This window comes from Nocardioides sp. (assembly GCF_035481145.1).
In the GTDB taxonomy this organism is placed as follows: Bacteria; Actinomycetota; Actinomycetes; order Propionibacteriales; family Nocardioidaceae; genus Nocardioides.
Window position 1 is genome coordinate 14,248 of the sequence record NZ_DATIHB010000147.1, and the last position, 16,292, is coordinate 30,539.

Below are 16,292 nucleotides of genomic sequence, written 5' to 3' on the forward strand. Positions count from 1 at the left end.
CATGACCGACGTGACGCCCGCAACGCCGCGGAGCACGAAGCGCGAGGCGCAGCGTTCCGCGATCGTCGCGGCCGCCCTCGGTCTCCTTGAGTCCGACGGCCCCCAGGCCCTGACCACGAAGCGCATCGGCGACGAGATCGGTGCCTCGACCATGGCCGTCTACACGGCGTTCGGGTCGCTGGGCCACGTCGTCGAGGCGATCGTGACTGACGGCTTCCAGCAACTGCAGCGCACGCTCGCGCAGGCCCGGGAGGTGGAGGACCCGCTGGCCGGGCTCTGGGGCCTGCTCACCGCGTACCGGCAGTTCGCCCTGAGCCGCCCGCACCTGTTCCGGGCGATGTACGCCACGGCACCCGTCGGGGGCTACATCCGCACCGGCGAGGCGCTGCTGATCGGCACGGAGGCGTTCGCGGAGGTCGTCACCGCCGTGGAGAGGGCACTCGACGCGGGAGAGCTCGCCGCGGCCCCGGCCTACGACCTCGCACTGGCGGGGTGGAGCGCCACCCACGGCGCAGTGCTGGTCGAGCTGGCGGGCTACACCGCAGCGATGCCGCCACCGGCGACAGCGACGTTCGACCTGGTCTTCATCGCCCTGATGATCGGGTCCGGCGCAGACCCCGCCCGCGTCGCCGCCGTCGTCTCGGGGGAGCCCAGCGCTGTGCCGGCTGCTCGCCGGGCGCCGCGCAGGGTGGATCAGCCGAGGGCGCGGTCGCGGTCGCAGCTGTAGAGGTGCGAGTCGCGGAAGCCGGCCGCGGCGAGCGAGCGGCCGACGAGGATGACGGCACTCCGCTTCAGCCCGGCGTCCTTGACCTGCTGGGCGATGTCGCCGAGGGTGCCGCGCAGGATCAGCTGCTCGGGCTGGGAGGCCTGGAAGACGACGGCGGCCGGGCACTTCTCGCCATAGTTGGGCAGCAGTTCGGCGACCACCTCGTCGACCAGGTGCGTGGCCAGGTGGAGCACGATCAGCGCGCCGGCGGAGCCGAGGTTGGCCAGCGTCTCGCGCGGCGGCATCTTGCTGGCCTGACGGCTCAGCCGGGTGAGGACGACCGACTGGTTGACCTCCGGCACGGTCAGCTCGAGGCCGAGCGCTGCGGAGGCAGCCGCATACGCGGGCACGCCGGGGCACAGGTCGTAGTCGATGCCGAGCGCCTCGAGGCGACGGGCCTGCTCGGCCACCGCGGAGTAGAGCGACAGGTCTCCCGAGTGGAGGCGTACGACGTCGTGCCCCGCCGCGTGCGCCTCCTCGAAGACCGTGACGATCTCGGCCAGGTCGAGGTGCTGCGTGTCGACCTTCCGGGCCCCGGCCGGCACCTCGGCGAGGAGCTCCTCGGGCACCAGCGCGCCGGCGTACATGACGACCTCGGCGGTCTGCAGCAGCCGGAGGCCGCGCACGGTGATCAGGTCGGGGGCACCCGGGCCCGCACCGACGAAGTGGACGGTCACTGCTTCTCCTTCTGGGCGATCCACTGGACCACGGTCATCGCGGCGCGCCAGCCGGTGAAACCACCGACCGGAGTCGTCTGCGCGACGTCGATCTTGACCAGCTCGCCGCCGTGCTCCTTCTGCAGGCGCATGACGAGCGCCTGCGACTCGAGCGTCACGGCGTTGGTCACGAACCGGCCGCCGACCGGGAGCGCCGACCAGCAGGCATCGAAGACGCCACGAGCGGTCAGGCCACCGCCGGCGAAGACGACGTCAGGCGTCGACAGCTCCGCGAGCGCCGCCGGCGCGTCACCGGTGACGACCTGCAGCCGGGGTACGCCGAGGCTCGCGGCGTTGCGGACGATCCGGCCAACCCGCGTCTGGTCGCGCTCGACCGTGATGGCGCGGGTGGTGTCGTGGGCGCGGAGCCACTCGATCGCGATCGAGCCGGAGCCGCCGCCGACGTCCCACAACAGCTCGCCCGGACGCGGCGCGAGGGCGGCAAGGGTGAGCGCGCGGACGTGGCGCTTGGTCAGTTGGCCGTCGGTCTCGAAGAGGTCGTCCGGCAGGCCCGGGGTCTCCTGGACCGGGCGCGGCCCGGCGAACTCGATTGCGCTGACGCTGACGCTCTCGGGTAGTTGAGCCGCCCAGTAGTCGGCCTGGTCGGCGAAGCCGCGCAGGCTCCGCTCGGTGCCACCGAGGTCGGCGAGGACCGTGATCCGGGAGCCACCGAAACCGTGTGCGGTGAGGAACGCCGCCAGCGCTGCCGGCGTGGAGGTGTCGCGGTTGAGGACGAGGAGGTGCTGGCCCGCGCCGGCGTGGCGCATCACGATCGCGAGCGGGGTGGTCAGCGTGGAGACGACCGGCGTGGACTCGACAGGCCAGCCCATCCGTGCGCACGCGAGGCTGACCGCACCGGGGTGGCTGATGATCCGGAGCGCGTGAGGGCCGAGCTCTTCGGTCAGCGTGCGGCCGATGCCGTGGTGCATCGGGTCACCGCTGGCGAGCACGACCAGGCCGCGCTCGGCGTACTCCTCGGCGAGCTTCTTCACCGCGGGGCGTAGCGGCGAGGGCCAGATGACGCGCTCGGCGCTGACCGTCCCGGGCAGCAGGTCGAGCTGGCGGGCGCCCCCGATGACGACGCCTGCGTGCTGGATCGCCTCGCGGGCGGCGTCGGTCAGCCCCGCCCAGCCGTCGGCTCCGATGCCGACCACGACGATGCGGTTCATGCGTGCACTCCTCCGTCGACCAGGTCGAGCAGCGGCTGGAACCCGACCGCCTCGTCGAGGGCGTCGGCGAGCCGGTCGAGCATGTCCTCGCGCCGGTCGGCGTAGCCGGGAGCGCCGGGTTCGGGCGTCCACGGGGAGCCGGTGCGGGAGGCGACCTCGGAGACGAACGCCCGCCGGAAGCCGTCGGACTCGAATGCACCGTGCCACGTCGTGCCCCAGACCGCTCCGCTGCTGAAGCCGTCGAGGAACGGCTCGGCGTCGCTGGATCCTGGTTGGTCGGGGTCGAGCGTGGTCACGCCGTGGTGGATCTCGTACGCCGCGACGTGCTCGCCGCGCCAGGTGCCCTCGGGACGGCCGAGGAGCTTCTCGACACCGAAGTCGACGCGGGTCGGGAGGAGTCCGAGGCCCGGCGACTCACCCCCGGACTCGATGCCGTGCGGATCGTGGATCGTGCCGGCGAGCATCTGGTTGCCGCCGCAGATCCCGAGGACCGGCCTGCCCTCGGCTACACGGCGCGCGATCGCCTCGTCGAGCCCGCGCGAACGGAGCCAGGCGAGGTCGCTCATCGTCGCGCGGGATCCGGGGAGGACGACGAGGTCGGCGTCGGCGAGCTCGCTGGCCGAGGTGGTGAAGGTGACCGCGACGCCTGGCTCTGCCGCGAGCGCATCGAGGTCCGTGGCGTTGGAGATCCGCGGGAAGCGGATCGCGGCGACCCGCAGCGTGGGTGTCTCTGCCTGCGGCCACGCCCCGATCGCCAGGGCGTCCTCGGAGTCGAGCCAGAGGTCGGTGAGCCAAGGGACGACCCCGAGCACCGGGCGGCCGGTGCGCTCCTCGAGCGTGGTGAGCCCGGGGCGCAGCAGGGAGAGATCACCGCGGAACTTGTTGACGATCCATCCCTTGAGGTGGACCTGGTCGGCCGGGTCGAGCATCCCGAGCGTGCCGAACATCGCCGCCAGGACACCACCGCGGTCGATGTCGCCGACGACGACGACCGGCAGGCCCATCTCGCGAGCGAGGCCCATGTTGACGTAGTCGCCGCCGCGCAGGTTGACCTCGGCCGGGGAGCCCGCGCCCTCGGCGAGGACGACGTCGTAGCGCGAGGCGAGGTCGCGGTAGGCCTCGAAGGCCGCCCTGGCCAGATGAGCGCGACCGGTGGCGAACTCCCCCGCCTCCAGCGTGCCCGCCGGCTGGCCGAGCAGGACGATGTGGCTACGACGGTCGGAGCCGGGCTTGAGCAGGACCGGGTTCATCGCCGTCTCGGGCTCGACCCCCGCGGCGACCGCCTGGAGCCACTGGGCACGGCCGATCTCGGAGCCGTCGGCGCAGACCATCGAGTTGTTGCTCATGTTCTGGCTCTTGAACGGCGCGACCTTGATCCCGTTGCGCGCGAAGAGCCGGCACGCCGCCGCCGTCACAAGGCTCTTGCCCGCGTCGGAGGTGGTGCCGGCGAAGAGCAGCCCGCGCGTCTGGGTGGTCACGGCGTCATTCTCGTCCACGCCGGCCGATCACGAGCGCGGTGCCCGCCGCGACGAGCACCGCGGCGGCGGAGACCTGCCGGGAGAGACGGTTGGCGCGGGCCACGTCGCGGACCTCCACGGCGCGCCCGTCGCCGAGGACCCCGCGTGCCTCGGCCTCGCCGTCGTAGGTGTTCGTCCCTCCCAGCCGTACGCCGAGTGCTCCCGCCGTGGCGGCCTCCACCGGCCCGGCGTTGGGCGAGGGGTGCAGGCCGGCGTCGCGCCGCCAGACGGTCAGCGCCTCCCGGCGTCCGGTGACGACGAAGACGAGGAAGGCGGCGAGACGGGCGGGCAGCAGGTTGAGCAGGTCATCGAGGCGCGCGCTTGCCCACCCGAAGTTGCGGTAGCGGGGCGAGCGATAGCCGACCATCGCGTCGAGTGTGTTGGCCGCGCGGTAGCCCAGCAAGCCCGGGGCACCCAGGAGTCCGCCCCAGACCAGCGGCGCGACGACGGCGTCGGAGGTGTTCTCGGCGAGCGACTCGACCGTGGCGCGGGCCAGCTCGTCCGGCGTCAGGTCGGTGGCGTCGCGGGCGCAGAGGTGGCTCAGCCGCCTGCGCGCTCCGGGCACGTCGTCGGACGCGAGCAAGTGCGCCATCGCGTCACCTTCGCGGACCAACGAGGTGCCTCCGAGCGCGACGAAGGTCGCGGCGGCCACCGTCGCGAACTCGGCGAGGCTCCCGGCGCACTGCGCGCCGCCCGGCACGGCACGGCGCACCGCTCCGTGGAGGACGCGCTGCACCCCGACTGTGCCGAGCACCGTGCCACCGACCAGGGCCACGGTGTAGCCGGTGCCGACGGCACGTGAGTCGGCGTGGACCCGGTGCTCGAGGCGGCGGGCGCCCGTGCCGAAGAGGGCGACGGGGTGGTGGCGCTGCGGGTCGCCGAGGGCGACGTCGAGCGCATAGCCCGCCAGCAGTCCTGCTGCACGCACTGCTCCAGCGTTCCCCTTCACGGACCGGGAGCCTACGTCGTCACGCTCACCCGCCGAGGAAGCCGGTCACCAGCGGAACGACACCCCCGACTCCCACCAGCAACGGCACCAGCGAGACCAGCCCGACCGCCTCCAGGCGATCGATCGCAAGCGCAAGACGTGGGTCGCCCCCCTCATCTCGGGCTCCGCTCCCGGGTGCGAAGAGCGCGACGGCACAGGCCGCTCCGGCGACCACGAGGCAGCCGAAGCCGACCGTGCCGGCCCACTCGGGCTGGCGAAGGAGCGTCACGACGGCGGCCACGAGCGCGATCACCACGCCCGTGGCGATGCCCGACAGGACCTCGACCGCGCCGTGGTGCCGCGACCCCCGGCAGGCAGCCAGGACGCCGACCACCGCCGCCAGCAGCGCGCCGGCACCCCCGGAGGCCGCCGTCGGTGCCGCCAGCACCACCATCGTCAGCCATGTCGCCGCGAGCATGGCGCGGAGCAGCTCCCGCGCGGAACGGGGCTCCTCACGGGTTGCGAGCAGCGCCAGACGGGGCAGCGACGGCACGAGCAGAGCGGTGCCGGTCAGGCCCAGCGCGGCCACCAGCCCGGCCTCGAGCCCGGCGCCCCTCCCGAGCAGCGCCAGGCAGCCGAGGACGACGGCGGCCGCCACCGCGGGCAGCAGCAGCACTCCCACCTCGCGCAGCGCCCGTGCCAGCACGAGGGCCGTGCCCGTCGCCGCCACGCAGGCGGCGACCGGTCCGGCGTACTGCTCCCCGGCGACGGCCGCGAACCCGGTGGCCGCCCAGCCGGCCGCAGCAGCCAGGAGCCGCTCGTGACGCCGTCGAACGGCGAAGCCGGCGGCGCCGCCGAGCAGGACGACGGCCGCAGCGGCCACCGCTCCCGACCACGACGGGCCCCGAGCGAGCGCCGCACCGCCCGTGGAGAGCAGCAGCACCGCCACCGTCAGCGCCACCGGACGCACCAGGCGGACGTGCCAGCCGAGGACCTCTGCTCCGACCTGGGCGGCGAGCGCTTCGGCAAGATCGTCCTCTGCGGCTGGTCCGACACCGACGGGGACCAGGGCGAGGACCGAGCCATCGGCGACCTGTTGCTCCGCCAGGCCCGTCGTGACCGCGAGCTCACGGCCGCTCGCGGTGTAGAGGCGGGCGGCGGACGAGAGGCTCGCGAGGCGGGAGAGCTCAGGCAGCAGATCGGCGACCGGCAGGGCGCCCGGCAGGGCCAGGTCGAAGGACGTGCTTGCGCCGGCCACCACCCGGACGCGGACCAGCCCCGGCATGCTCAGCCGCCGAACCTGCGCGCGTTGGCCGACTCCGCCGCTCGGTACTGGTCGTTGGCCGACGCTACCGCGAGGCCGATGGCGTGGAGCACCTCCTTCATGTCCCGCATCGCCGCGTCCCAGTGGCGGCGCGCTTCGTCGAAGGAGTCGGAGGCCTGCCCGGTCCAGTCAGGGGCCCGGGCCATGAGCCGTCGGGCCAGGTCGTCCAGCGTCGTCTCGATGCCGGCAGCAGCCGACCGCAGACCCGCGGACGCATCGTCGAGGGCCGCGTGCCCGACCTTGAGGATCCCGCTCATCACGTCACCTCAGCCCTGACCAGCGAAGCGGCCGAGGGCGACGGCGACCTGGTCCTCCGCCTCGTCGTACGTCGACTCGGTGGCCCGCAGCTGCTCCTCGAAGTCGTCGAGGCTGCGTACCACCCGGTCCGCCGTCGCCTGCCAGGAGTCGACGGCGTTCATGAACGCGCGGTGGCCGCGCCCCTCCCACTGCCCCGCGAGGTCGTCCAGCCGTGCGCGCAGGGCAGTGAGGTCTCCCTGCAGCGCCGAACGGGTCTGTCCCACATCGGCCGCGGCCGCGAGGACCACCCCGTCTCCCTTGCCGATCCCTGCACCAGTGCTCATCGCGCTTCCCTTCCTCTGGTCACGCTGTCGTGACGTCGTACCGGGTGGATGCCCGAGAGGCGCCGCGGTGATCCAGCGCTGTCCACAGGGGTGGCTCGACGGACGGCTTCTCCACAGGCCCGCGGGCAGTGGGAGGCAGATGTCAGTGGTCCGACCTAGCGTCGCGACCATGACCACGACCGACCAGCGCCAGGCGCTCCGCCTCCCCGCGCCTCCGCCGATGCGCCCGAAGGACGGGGGCGCCCTGCTCCTCGCCTTGCCCGCCCTCGGCGGTCTGGGGTCCGTCGGACTCGTGGCCTCGTCCGGCCTCGCCGGCTCGGGGGCGATGCGCACCCGCAGCCTCGTGGCGGCCGGCCTCTTCCTGGTCGTCACCCTCGCCTTCGTGGTGCTGCAGGTCGAGCGTCAGCGCCGTCAGCGGCGTGATCTCTCCGGCATGAGCCGGGAGGACCACCTCGTCCATCTCGCTCGGGCGCGCGAGGCCGTGCGTGTCGCGGCCCGAGCTCAGCGCGAGCGGGCACTGCGCCGGCACCCGTCACCGGTCTTGCTGCTCACCGATCCACTCCCTGCCCCGCGCGCGACCCTCGACGTGCGCATCGGCAGCGCAACCGGTCCTTTCGTCCTGCAGCTCGAGGTGCCGGAGCCGGTCGCTGGCCAGCCACCCGACGCCGTCGCCCAGCGAGCGCTCGACCGCTTCGTCGCGACACACGCTCAGCTGAGCGGCCTGCCGGTCGAGATCGACCTCCGTACGACCCCCGAGATCGTGCTGCTGGGTCCTGCCGAGGAGAGGCGCGCGACCGCTCGCGCGCTGGTCTGCTCCGCAGTCCGGGGCCGCGAGGCGCGCCTGTTGCGTATCGCCGCGCTCCTCGACCCCGAGGCCACAGCGGGCCACGACGAAGCCGCCATCGCCTGGGAGTGGCTCAAGTGGCTCCCCCACCACGGGTCGCCGACCGAGACCGACGGGGTCGGTGCAGCCCGTCTCCTGCTCCGCGCCGAGGCAGAGCTCGATGCCGTGCGTACGCCGGGGGCGCATCTGCTCGTCCTCGACGAGCGCGCACCTGCTCCCGCCGGTTCGGGACGGTCGACGGCACGGCCGGACACGACACTGGTCCGCCTCGGCTCGGCGACTGCACCGCAGGACACAACACCGGGAGGCACGGCGCTGGTGCTCGGGTCCCCCGCCCGCGTCCTGCGCGACGGCGCTGATGTCACACCGGAGGATCTCGCGGTCGACGCCTGCGACATGGCCACCGCGAGCGCCTTCGCGCGGCGGCTCACGGCCGCGACGACCGCCGAGGGCCCGCGCGATGCCCTGGCCCTGCTCCGACGAGGTCCACGCGAGCCGCTACGCGTCCCCATCGGCACTGATCCGGCCGGCGGCGCGGTCCACCTCGACCTGCGCGAGCCGGCAGCGGGCGGTCACGGGCCGCACGGCCTCCTCATCGGCGCAACCGGGAGCGGCAAGTCCGAGCTCCTCCGGACGCTGGTCACGGGTCTGGCGGTCAGACACGCACCCGAGGAGGTCACCTTCCTGCTGGTCGACTTCAAGGGTGGCGCGACGTTCGCCGGCCTGGCGGAGCTGCCCCACACCTCAGGCCTGATCACCAACCTCGTCGACGACCTCGCGCTCGTCGACCGTATGCAGGATGCCCTCGCCGGTGAGCTCACCCGGCGCCAGGAAGTGCTGCGCGCCGCGGGGCGGAGCAGCGCCCGCGAGCTCGGCGACGAGCTGCCGACACTGGTGGTGGTCGTCGACGAGTTCACCGAGCTGCTGGCGGCCCGTCCCGACCTCGCCGAGCTCTTCGCCGGCATCGGACGCGTGGGGCGTTCCTTGGGTGTGCACCTGCTGCTCGCCTCGCAACGGCTCGACGAAGGACGGCTTCGTGGCCTCGAGTCACACCTGGGCTATCGCATTGCGCTGCGCACCTTCTCGGCCGCCGAGTCGCGTGCAGTGATCGGCGTGCCCGATGCGCACCAGCTGCCCGCCTCTCCGGGTGGTGGCTACCTGCGGACCGGCCCCGAAGAGCCGGTCCGCTTCCAGGGCCTGCTCGTCTCCGCGTCGGGCCGCACGAGGGTCCCCGGTGGCCAGGTCCTGCCGTTCACCGCAGCGCCCGTGCGTGACCCTGGCGCCCTTCTGGTGGAGACCCCGCCCCTGCTCGACCGGGTCGTGACCTCGGCCCGGCAGCGCGCCGGCGCCGGGCGCAGCGCGCGGGCGCTCTGGACCCCACCGCTCTCGGACCCCGTCGACCTCACGGCCCTGCTCGCCGCGGTCGACAGGCCGGGCCCCGGCCGGCTTCCCGTCGGCATGGTGGACCGTCCCCGGGAGCAGCGGCACGCTCCGTTCCTTCTCGACCTCCGGGGCACTGCGGGGCACGTGGCTGTCGTCGGCGCTCCCCGCACCGGCCGCAGTTCGCTGCTTGCCACCCTCGTCCACGGGCTCGTGGCGACAGCCGACCCCGGGCAGGTCCGTTTCGCGGTGGTCGACCTCGGCGGCGCGCTGGCCGGGCTCGACCGGCTGTCCGAGGTGGTCAGCCACGTCGGCCGTGGCCAGGCTGCAGAGCTCCGGGCCCTCGTCGCCGAGCTCGCCGAGGAGGTCGCTCGACGCCGGGCCGGGCGCACGCCGGCCGACCCCGAGGTCCATGTCGTGGTCGACGGCTGGTCGACGCTCCGCGACCAGTGGCCCGACGTCGAGCACGATCTGGTGACCCTTGCGCAGGAGTCGCTCGCCTCAGGCGTCCATCTCCTCGTGAGCGCCACCCGCTGGGGCGACCTCCGGCCCTCGCTCCGTGACGTCGTCGGCACCAAGCTCGAGCTCAGGCTCGGCGACCCGATGGAGTCACTCCACGGCCGCAGGCTGGCCGAGGCGGTACCCCGAGGTCCGGGCCACGGGCTGACCCCTGACGGTCACCACTTCCTGGCGGCCGTCACGCGCCCGGCGGGCGCGTCCTCCGTCAGCGCCGGAAGACGCTCTTGAGGATGTTCGTGACGTTGCGAGCCAGCTGCTTCTTGCCGCGGGGCGCCAGGGCCGCCGCGAGGTCGTCGGCGCTGTTCCACGCGGCGTTCGCGATGGCGCCACCCTGCTTGCCCTTCGCCCGAGGCTTCGACGCGGACTTGTCAGCCTGCTTCTCCGCCTTCGCCTTGCTCGCCGCGGCCGCGGACTCCTCGGCTGCCTTGGCCGATGCGGCCTCCTGGGCGCCGAGCGTGTCGGCCGCCGACTCGGTCTCCTCGACCTGGGCGTACTTCGCGTACAACGCGCTCGCCTTGACCGCCGCCTCCATCTCGGCTGCGGGAGCGGGGTCCATGAGTGATTCGGGTGCGCGCAGGCGGGTCCACGCCACTGGGGTCGGTGCGCCGCGCTCGTTCATGACGGTCACGACAGCCTCGCCGATACCGAGGGAGGTGATGACCTCGCCCAGATCGGCGTACTCGCTGTCCGGATAGGTGTTGACGGTGGCCTTCAGCGCCTTCGCGTCGTTGGGAGTGTGGGCGCGCAGCTGGTGCTGCACCCGCGAACCAAGCTGGGCCAGCACGTCGTCGGGCACGTCGGTGGGCGACTGGGTCACGAAGAAGACGCCGACTCCCTTCGAGCGGATCAGCCGCACGGTCTGCGTGATCAGCGCGAGGAAGTCCTTCGACGCGTCGGCGAAGAGCAGGTGTGCCTCGTCGAAGAAGAAGACCAGCTTCGGCTTGTCGAGGTCGCCTTCCTCCGGTAGCGACCGGAAGAGCTGGGCGAGCAGCCACATGAGGAACGTCGAGAAGACGGCCGGACGATCCTGCAGGTTCGGCAGCTCCATCAACGAGATGACGCCCTTGCCGTCCTTCACCTGGAGGAAGTCGGCGACGTCGAACTCGGGCTTGCCGAAGAAGAGGTCGGCGCCCTGGTCGGAGAAGGCGATCAGCTCGCGGAGGATGACGCCCGCGGTCGCCGACGAGAGGCCGCCGAGGTCCTCGAGCGCGGGCTTTCCCGCATCGCTGGTCAGGAACTTCACGACCGCCCGTAGGTCGGCCAGGTCGACGAGCGCCAGACCGGCCTGCTCGGCGTAGTGGAAGACCAGGCCGAGGCTCGACTCCTGGGTCGCATTGAGGCCGAGCACCTTCGCCAGGAGCGTCGGCCCGAACTCCTTCATCGTCACCCGCACCGGAGTGCCCGTGCCCTCTCCCCCGAGGGCGAAGAACTCCGTCGGGAATCCTTGGGCCGTCCACTCCTGTCCGACCGAGGCGGCGCGTGCGGTGATCTTCTCGCCACCCTCGCCGGGCACCGAGAGGCCGGAGAGGTCGCCCTTGATGTCGGCAGCGAAGACCGCGACGCCGTTGCTGCTGAGCTGCTCGGCGAGGAGCTGGAGGGTCTTCGTCTTGCCGGTGCCGGTCGCGCCGGCCACGAGACCGTGGCGGTTGAGCATCCCGAGCGGGATCCGGATCCGGACGTCGGTCAGCGTCGTCACGTCGGCCATCAGGCCACCCAGCTCGAGAGCGGCGCCCTCGAACGCATAGCCCGGCCTGATCGCGTCGGCGAGCTTGTTGCCCGCCGCGGGGGCCGGCGCGGACGGAGCCGGCGCCGCGGGGGCAGCCGGCGAAGCGGGGGCGGCGGCCTCAGCCGCCGGGACGGAGGGCTGCTCGGCGGTCTGCTCGGAGGCCTGCTCGGCCGGCTTGTCGGTCATGGCGCGAAGCCTAGATCGCACCCCGCCTGCTGCGCAGGAGGCCGCGCAGGGTCAGTGCGAGGTCGAACCGGTGGTCGCCAACGTCGCACCGAGACCGATCATCATCACGCCGCCCGCCGCGCCCATCCGGTCAAGGCGCTGCGGCTTGCGCGCGAACCAGGCACGCGCGCGCGACGCGACGAGCACCCAGACCGAGTCCGAGGCGACGGCCATCACTGAGAAGAGAAGCCCGAGGACCAGCAGCTGCGGCGCGGCGGAGGCCGACTCGTTGAGGAACTGGGGGAGGAACGCCGCGAAGAAGACGATCGTCTTCGGGTTCGTCGTCCCGACGACGAACCCGGTGCGCACCGACGCCGCCGCCGACGTACGCCGTGCTCCGCCGTCAGCGGAGAGCATCGCGGCCCTCGCGTCCCCACGGTGGCGGATCGCCTGGATTCCGAGCCACACGACGTACACCGCTCCGACGAGCTTGAGCACCGTGAAGGCGGCGGCCGAGGTCGCGACCAGGGCTCCGAGGCCGAGGGTGACGCCGAGGACCTGGACGAAGAGGCCGAGCGCGTTGCCGACGACGGACCAGAGCGCGTCAGCCCGCCCGACGGTCAGCGCGCGACCGATCGTGAAGAGGAGCGACGGACCGGGCACCTGGATGAAGAGGATCGAGGCGATGAGGAACGCGGTCAGCTGGGCGAGGTCGGGCACTCCCTGATTGTGGGCGGCGACCTGCCTCCAGGCAATCCGATTAGGATCGCGGGCGTGATCTTCAAGCGCGTCGGCGACGGTCGGCCCTACCCCGAGCACGGGACGACGTCCCAGGCCTGGACCAGGGTGCCTCCCCGACAGGTGCGCCTCGACAACCTGGTCACCACGAGGGACACGCTCCGGCTGACCTCGCTCCTCGACGAGGACTCGACCTATTTCGGTGATCTCTTCGCCCACGTGGTGAAGTGGCGGGGCGAGCTCTACCTCGAGGACGGCCTGCACCGCGCCCTCCGGGCCGCACTGCAGCAGCGCCATGTCGTCCACGCCCGTGTGCTCGAGCTCGACGACTGATCAGGAGCGATGATGGAAACGCGTGAGACTCCCGGCGGCACGCTGGCGGCCCTGATCGGGCTGACGCTGCTGATGCTGGTGCTCGGCCTCTACTGGGTGACACGACCCTTCCCCCCGCTGACGTCGTACGACGGCTCGTCCGCCTGCGTCGACACGCAGGTGACGGCCGGGCAGAAGGTCTACCCGAGCGAGGTGGTGGTCAGCGTCTACAACGCCGGCCGGAAGCCGGGCGGCGCCAGCAACGCGATGAAGCGGTTCATGAAGCGGGGTTTCGCGCCGGGCGACACGGGCAACGCCGGCACCGCGGGCGTGAAGAAGGTCGAGATCTGGGCCGACCCGTCCAGCCCCGCCGCGAAGCTCGTGGCAGCGCAGTTCGGTGCTGGCACTCCCATCATCGACGGCAAGCCCTCGCTCGGTGACGGGATCGTCGTCGTCGTCGGCGACCAGCTCGGTCGGTGGCCGCGCCGGGTCGGCGCAGTCGTGGCCCAGGCCGACACCTTCATCTGCGGCCCCAAGGTCCCCTGACCCCACACCCTGCGGCAGCGTGCAGGTTCGCGCCGCCTCGGCGACCAACGCGTGCAGGTTCGCGCCGCCTCGACACCCAAAGCATGCAGGTTCGCGCCGCCTCGGCGACCCAGGGCTGTGCTTCGCTACTCGGCAGGGTCGCTGCCGAGCCACTGGGCGAGCCGGCCACCGCGGGCGACCAGGCGGAGCCGTTCCTCGGTGGCGTGGCGGTGCTTGCGTGGGGTGACGACGAGCAGCTCGTCACCGTGGCGCAGGACCGAGCGCCGTTCGGGCACCTTCAGCTCACCGTCGCGGATGATGAGGGAGACCGACGCGCCGCGGGGTAGCCGGAGCTCGCCGACCTCGACGCCGTGCATCTTCGAGCGCGAGGTGACCCGGACCTGGAGGAGGTCGGCCGCAATCCGTTCGAGAGGAGCAGCCTCGATCGCGACCTCGCGCGGCTCCGCCTGCTGGGCGACGCCGAGGAAGCGGGCGACGAAGGGCAGCGTCGGGCCGGTGACGAGGGTGAAGACGACGACCATCACGAAGACGATGTCGAAGAGGCGCTCACCACCGTCGATGCCCTCGGCGAGCGGGATGGTCGTGAAGACGATCGGCACCGCACCACGCAGGCCGGCCCAGGAGAGGAACGCCCTCTCGCGCCGGCCCAGCCCCGAGCCAAGGGCCGAGACGTAGACCGAGATGGGGCGGGCCACGAGCGTCAGCAGGGCACCGGCCACCATCGCCAGCGCGATCGTCGACGGGGTGATCCGGCCCGGCGAAAGCAGCAGGCCCAGCATGACGAAGAGTCCGATCTGCGCCATCCAGGCCACGCCCTCGGCGAACGACCGCGTCGTCGCACGGTGGGGCAGCTCGGCGTTGCCGAGCACCAGCGCCGCGACGTACACCGCGGCGAAGCCGGAGGCGTGGATGGCGGCACCGCCGGCGTACGCGAGGATGCAGAAGGAGAGGACCGCGAGCGGGTAGAGGCCGGACGCCGGCAGAGCGGCGCGGCCCATCGTCCAGGCGCCGAGGAAGCCGACCGCGAGGCCGAGCAGGACGCCGACGACGAGCTCGTAGACGACCAGGCCGACCATCGAGGCGATGCCGTGCGAGGTGTCGGCACCCGAGGAGAGCAGCACGACCAGGACGACGACGGGCGCGTCGTTGAGGCCGGACTCAGCCTCGAGGGCGCCGGTGATGCGGCGTGGGAGCGGAACGGTGCGCAGGACGCTGAAGACGGCAGCGGCGTCGGTCGCGGAGATGGCAGCACCGAGCAGTGCGGCGAGCCTCCAGTCGAGGCCGAGCAGGTAGTGGCCGAAGAGCGTCATCAACCCGACCGAGATCGCCACGCCCACGGTCGCGAGCAGGACCCCCAGCCGCATCGAGGGCTTGATCCCCTCCCACGAGGTGGTCAGTCCACCTTCGCCGAGGATCAGGACGAGCGCCCCGAAGCCGAGCGCGTGCGCGAGCTGGGCGTCGTCGAACTGGATGCCGATGACCGACTCACCGAGCACGACGCCCATGAGCAGGTAGAGCAGGAGGGACGGGAGCCCCAGCCCGGCCGAGAGACGGACCGCGAGGATCGCCAGGAGTGTGATCGCCGAACCCGCCAGCAACGCGATGTCGAGCTGGTGGGCGTCGAAGGTCAAGAGGTCACCTCGGCGTCATAGGCGGCGGGATCACAGCCTAGGGCACGTCCCACAAGTCAGGGCCGTTGCGAGCGGCGGTCTGCGGAGTGCCCGGCAAGGCGGAGGAGGGAGGCGATGCGAAGCATCGCCGACTGACGACAACGCAGTCCGGGCGCCCGCAGGGCGCCGCGTAGGAGGCCAGGGCTCACGTTCGGTCAGGGTTCACCGGCAGGCGACCACGAGGTCACGCGGCCCTGTTTGCCTCGGCCCCATGAACTCACGCCGCTCGGGCCGCGCTCTCGCCGTCCTCCTCACGTCCGCCCTGCCCCTCAGCGCCACCGCCGCGTACGCCGCGGACCCGGCCTCGCTCGCCTCCGGCGACACCACGACCGTCACCGCTCCCCTCGTCGCGGAGCCGCTCGTCATCGGACACCGTGGCGCGTCGGGCCACCGCCCCGAGCACACCCTCGCGGCGTACCGCCTCGCCATCGCGCAGGGCGCCGACTACGTCGAGCCGGACCTGGTCTCGACCAAGGACCACGTGCTCGTCGCCCGCCACGAGAACGAGATCGGCGGCACCACCGACGTGGCCGACCACCCGGAGTTCGCCGACCGCCGGACGACGAAGGTGATCGACGGCGCGCGCATCACCGGCTGGTTCACCGAGGACTTCACCCTGGCCGAGCTCAAGACCCTCCGTGCGAAGGAGCGCCTCCCCCAGGTCCGGCCGGCCAACACGGCGTACGACGGGAGGTTCGAGGTGCCGACGCTCCGGGAGGTGCTCAACCTGGTCCGCGCGGAGTCGCGGCGCCACGGACGCACGATCGGCGTCTACCCGGAGACCAAGCACCCGTCGTACTTCGACACGATCGGGCTCAGCCTCGAGGAGCCGCTCGTCGCCGCGCTCCGCAAGGCCGACCTCGACGATGCCGACGACCCGGCGATCCTGCAGTCCTTCGAGACCGCGAACCTCCGCGAGCTCGACACGCTGGTCGACACCCCGATCGCGCAGCTCGTGGACGCATCCGGAGCACCGTGGGACTTCACCGCCACCGGCGACCCACGGACCTACCGCGACCTGACCACCCCGGCGGGGCTGGCCGACATCGCGACGTACGCCGACGGCGTGGGCGCCAACAAGAACCTCGTGCTGCCGCGCAGCGCGGGGGCCACGACGACGCCGTCCGCCCTGGTCGGCGACGCGCACGCCGAGGGCCTCGTCGTGCACGTGTGGACGCTGCGGGCGGAGAACCAGTTCATGGCGACCAACTTCCGCGTCGGCACCGACCCGAACGCGCACGGCGACCTGGCAGCGGAGACCCGTGCCTTCCTCGATGCGGGCGTCGACGGCATCTTCAGCGACCACCCCGACCTCGCCGTCGCCGCGCGCGACGCCTGGCTGGACTGAACCACCTACGTCGAGGCGGCGCGAACCTGCACCACGCATGCGC

15 protein-coding genes are annotated in these 16,292 nt (G+C 72.7%); 5 read left to right on the forward strand and 10 right to left on the reverse strand.

The genetic code is table 11. The features are described 5' to 3' along the window. Position 1: 1 nt before the first annotated feature. Complete coding sequence (locus VLF38_RS12440) at positions 2-727, forward strand: TetR/AcrR family transcriptional regulator (protein ID WP_325271563.1); 726 nt, start codon at positions 2-4, stop codon at positions 725-727. On the opposite strand, the gene cobM is transcribed toward VLF38_RS12440, so the two are convergent. Genes cobM through VLF38_RS12475 form a run of 7 tightly spaced genes read right to left on the reverse strand, consistent with a single transcriptional unit; the run spans position 694 to position 7,001 of the window. Next, positions 694-1,443 carry a precorrin-4 C(11)-methyltransferase gene (cobM, locus tag VLF38_RS12445; RefSeq protein ID WP_325271564.1) on the reverse strand — a complete coding sequence of 250 codons (750 nt, stop codon included), beginning with the start codon at positions 1,441-1,443 and terminating at the stop codon, positions 694-696. The genes VLF38_RS12440 and cobM overlap by 34 nt on opposite strands. Next, the gene (gene cbiE / locus VLF38_RS12450) at positions 1,440-2,651 is read right to left on the reverse strand and encodes a precorrin-6y C5,15-methyltransferase (decarboxylating) subunit CbiE (RefSeq protein ID WP_325271565.1); all 1,212 of its coding nucleotides are present in this window, start codon (positions 2,649-2,651) and stop codon (positions 1,440-1,442) included. Before cbiE ends, cobM begins: the two co-directional genes overlap by 4 nt. After that, the gene (locus tag VLF38_RS12455) at positions 2,648-4,129 is read right to left on the reverse strand and encodes a cobyric acid synthase (protein ID WP_325271566.1); all 1,482 of its coding nucleotides are present in this window, start codon (positions 4,127-4,129) and stop codon (positions 2,648-2,650) included. Before VLF38_RS12455 ends, cbiE begins: the two co-directional genes overlap by 4 nt. 4 nt (positions 4,130-4,133) lie before the next feature. Then, positions 4,134-5,117, reverse strand: coding sequence for a cobalamin biosynthesis protein (locus VLF38_RS12460; protein ID WP_325271567.1), 984 nt, complete (start codon positions 5,115-5,117; stop codon positions 4,134-4,136). A 25-nt stretch (positions 5,118-5,142) separates the two neighbouring features. Next, complete coding sequence (locus VLF38_RS12465; protein WP_325271568.1) at positions 5,143-6,381, reverse strand: EsaB/YukD family protein; 1,239 nt, start codon at positions 6,379-6,381, stop codon at positions 5,143-5,145. Between the two features lie 2 nt (positions 6,382-6,383). Beyond that, positions 6,384-6,677, reverse strand: coding sequence for a WXG100 family type VII secretion target (locus tag VLF38_RS12470; protein ID WP_325271569.1), 294 nt, complete (start codon positions 6,675-6,677; stop codon positions 6,384-6,386). Between the two features lie 9 nt (positions 6,678-6,686). Continuing rightward, entirely contained in the window at positions 6,687-7,001 is a 315-nt protein-coding gene (locus tag VLF38_RS12475; protein ID WP_325271570.1) for a WXG100 family type VII secretion target, read from the reverse strand. 169 nt (positions 7,002-7,170) lie between these two features. Between VLF38_RS12475 and VLF38_RS12480 the strand changes: the two genes are divergently transcribed. After that, positions 7,171-9,972, forward strand: coding sequence for an FtsK/SpoIIIE domain-containing protein (locus VLF38_RS12480; protein WP_325271571.1), 2,802 nt, complete (start codon positions 7,171-7,173; stop codon positions 9,970-9,972). Here VLF38_RS12480 and VLF38_RS12485 read toward each other — a convergent pair. Both VLF38_RS12485 and VLF38_RS12490 read right to left on the reverse strand, forming a co-directional pair. Continuing rightward, on the reverse strand, positions 9,950-11,656 hold the full coding sequence (locus VLF38_RS12485; protein WP_325271572.1) for a helicase HerA-like domain-containing protein: 1,707 nt from the start codon (positions 11,654-11,656) through the stop codon (positions 9,950-9,952). The genes VLF38_RS12480 and VLF38_RS12485 overlap by 23 nt on opposite strands. 51 nt (positions 11,657-11,707) lie before the next feature. Continuing rightward, the gene (locus VLF38_RS12490) at positions 11,708-12,355 is read right to left on the reverse strand and encodes a LysE family translocator (RefSeq protein WP_325271573.1); all 648 of its coding nucleotides are present in this window, start codon (positions 12,353-12,355) and stop codon (positions 11,708-11,710) included. Positions 12,356-12,409: 54 nt separating this feature from the next. Here VLF38_RS12490 and VLF38_RS12495 point away from each other — a divergent pair, with 54 nt between their 5' ends. Further along, positions 12,410-12,706, forward strand: a complete 297-nt coding sequence (locus VLF38_RS12495) for a type II toxin-antitoxin system VapB family antitoxin (RefSeq protein WP_325271574.1) — start codon at positions 12,410-12,412, stop codon at positions 12,704-12,706. A gap of 12 nt (positions 12,707-12,718) precedes the next feature. Beyond that, positions 12,719-13,231, forward strand: a complete 513-nt coding sequence (locus VLF38_RS12500; protein ID WP_325271575.1) for a LytR C-terminal domain-containing protein — start codon at positions 12,719-12,721, stop codon at positions 13,229-13,231. 125 nt (positions 13,232-13,356) lie between these two features. Here the strand turns inward: VLF38_RS12500 and VLF38_RS12505 are convergent, their stop codons facing one another. Further along, positions 13,357-14,862, reverse strand: coding sequence for a potassium/proton antiporter (locus tag VLF38_RS12505; protein WP_325271576.1), 1,506 nt, complete (start codon positions 14,860-14,862; stop codon positions 13,357-13,359). Positions 14,863-15,112: 250 nt separating this feature from the next. On the opposite strand from VLF38_RS12505, the gene VLF38_RS12510 reads away from it, so the two are divergent. Further along, positions 15,113-16,249 carry a glycerophosphodiester phosphodiesterase gene (locus VLF38_RS12510; protein ID WP_325271577.1) on the forward strand — a complete coding sequence of 379 codons (1,137 nt, stop codon included), beginning with the start codon at positions 15,113-15,115 and terminating at the stop codon, positions 16,247-16,249. The last annotated feature ends 43 nt before the right edge of the window (positions 16,250-16,292 follow it).

Excerpts from the sequence above, each read along its gene's own strand:
- VLF38_RS12470 (WP_325271569.1), bottom strand. The coding sequence starts at position 6,677 with ATGAGCGGGATCCTCAAGGTCGGGCACGCGGCCCTCGACGATGCGTCC.
- VLF38_RS12510 (WP_325271577.1), top strand. The coding sequence starts at position 15,113 with ATGAACTCACGCCGCTCGGGCCGCGCTCTCGCCGTCCTCCTCACGTCC.
- cbiE (WP_325271565.1), bottom strand. The coding sequence starts at position 2,651 with ATGAACCGCATCGTCGTGGTCGGCATCGGAGCCGACGGCTGGGCGGGG.
- VLF38_RS12465 (WP_325271568.1), bottom strand. The coding sequence starts at position 6,381 with ATGCCGGGGCTGGTCCGCGTCCGGGTGGTGGCCGGCGCAAGCACGTCC.
- VLF38_RS12500 (WP_325271575.1), top strand. The coding sequence starts at position 12,719 with ATGGAAACGCGTGAGACTCCCGGCGGCACGCTGGCGGCCCTGATCGGG.
- VLF38_RS12485 (WP_325271572.1), bottom strand. The coding sequence starts at position 11,656 with ATGACCGACAAGCCGGCCGAGCAGGCCTCCGAGCAGACCGCCGAGCAG.
- VLF38_RS12475 (WP_325271570.1), bottom strand. The coding sequence starts at position 7,001 with ATGAGCACTGGTGCAGGGATCGGCAAGGGAGACGGGGTGGTCCTCGCG.
- VLF38_RS12480 (WP_325271571.1), top strand. The coding sequence starts at position 7,171 with ATGACCACGACCGACCAGCGCCAGGCGCTCCGCCTCCCCGCGCCTCCG.
- VLF38_RS12440 (WP_325271563.1), top strand. The coding sequence starts at position 2 with ATGACCGACGTGACGCCCGCAACGCCGCGGAGCACGAAGCGCGAGGCG.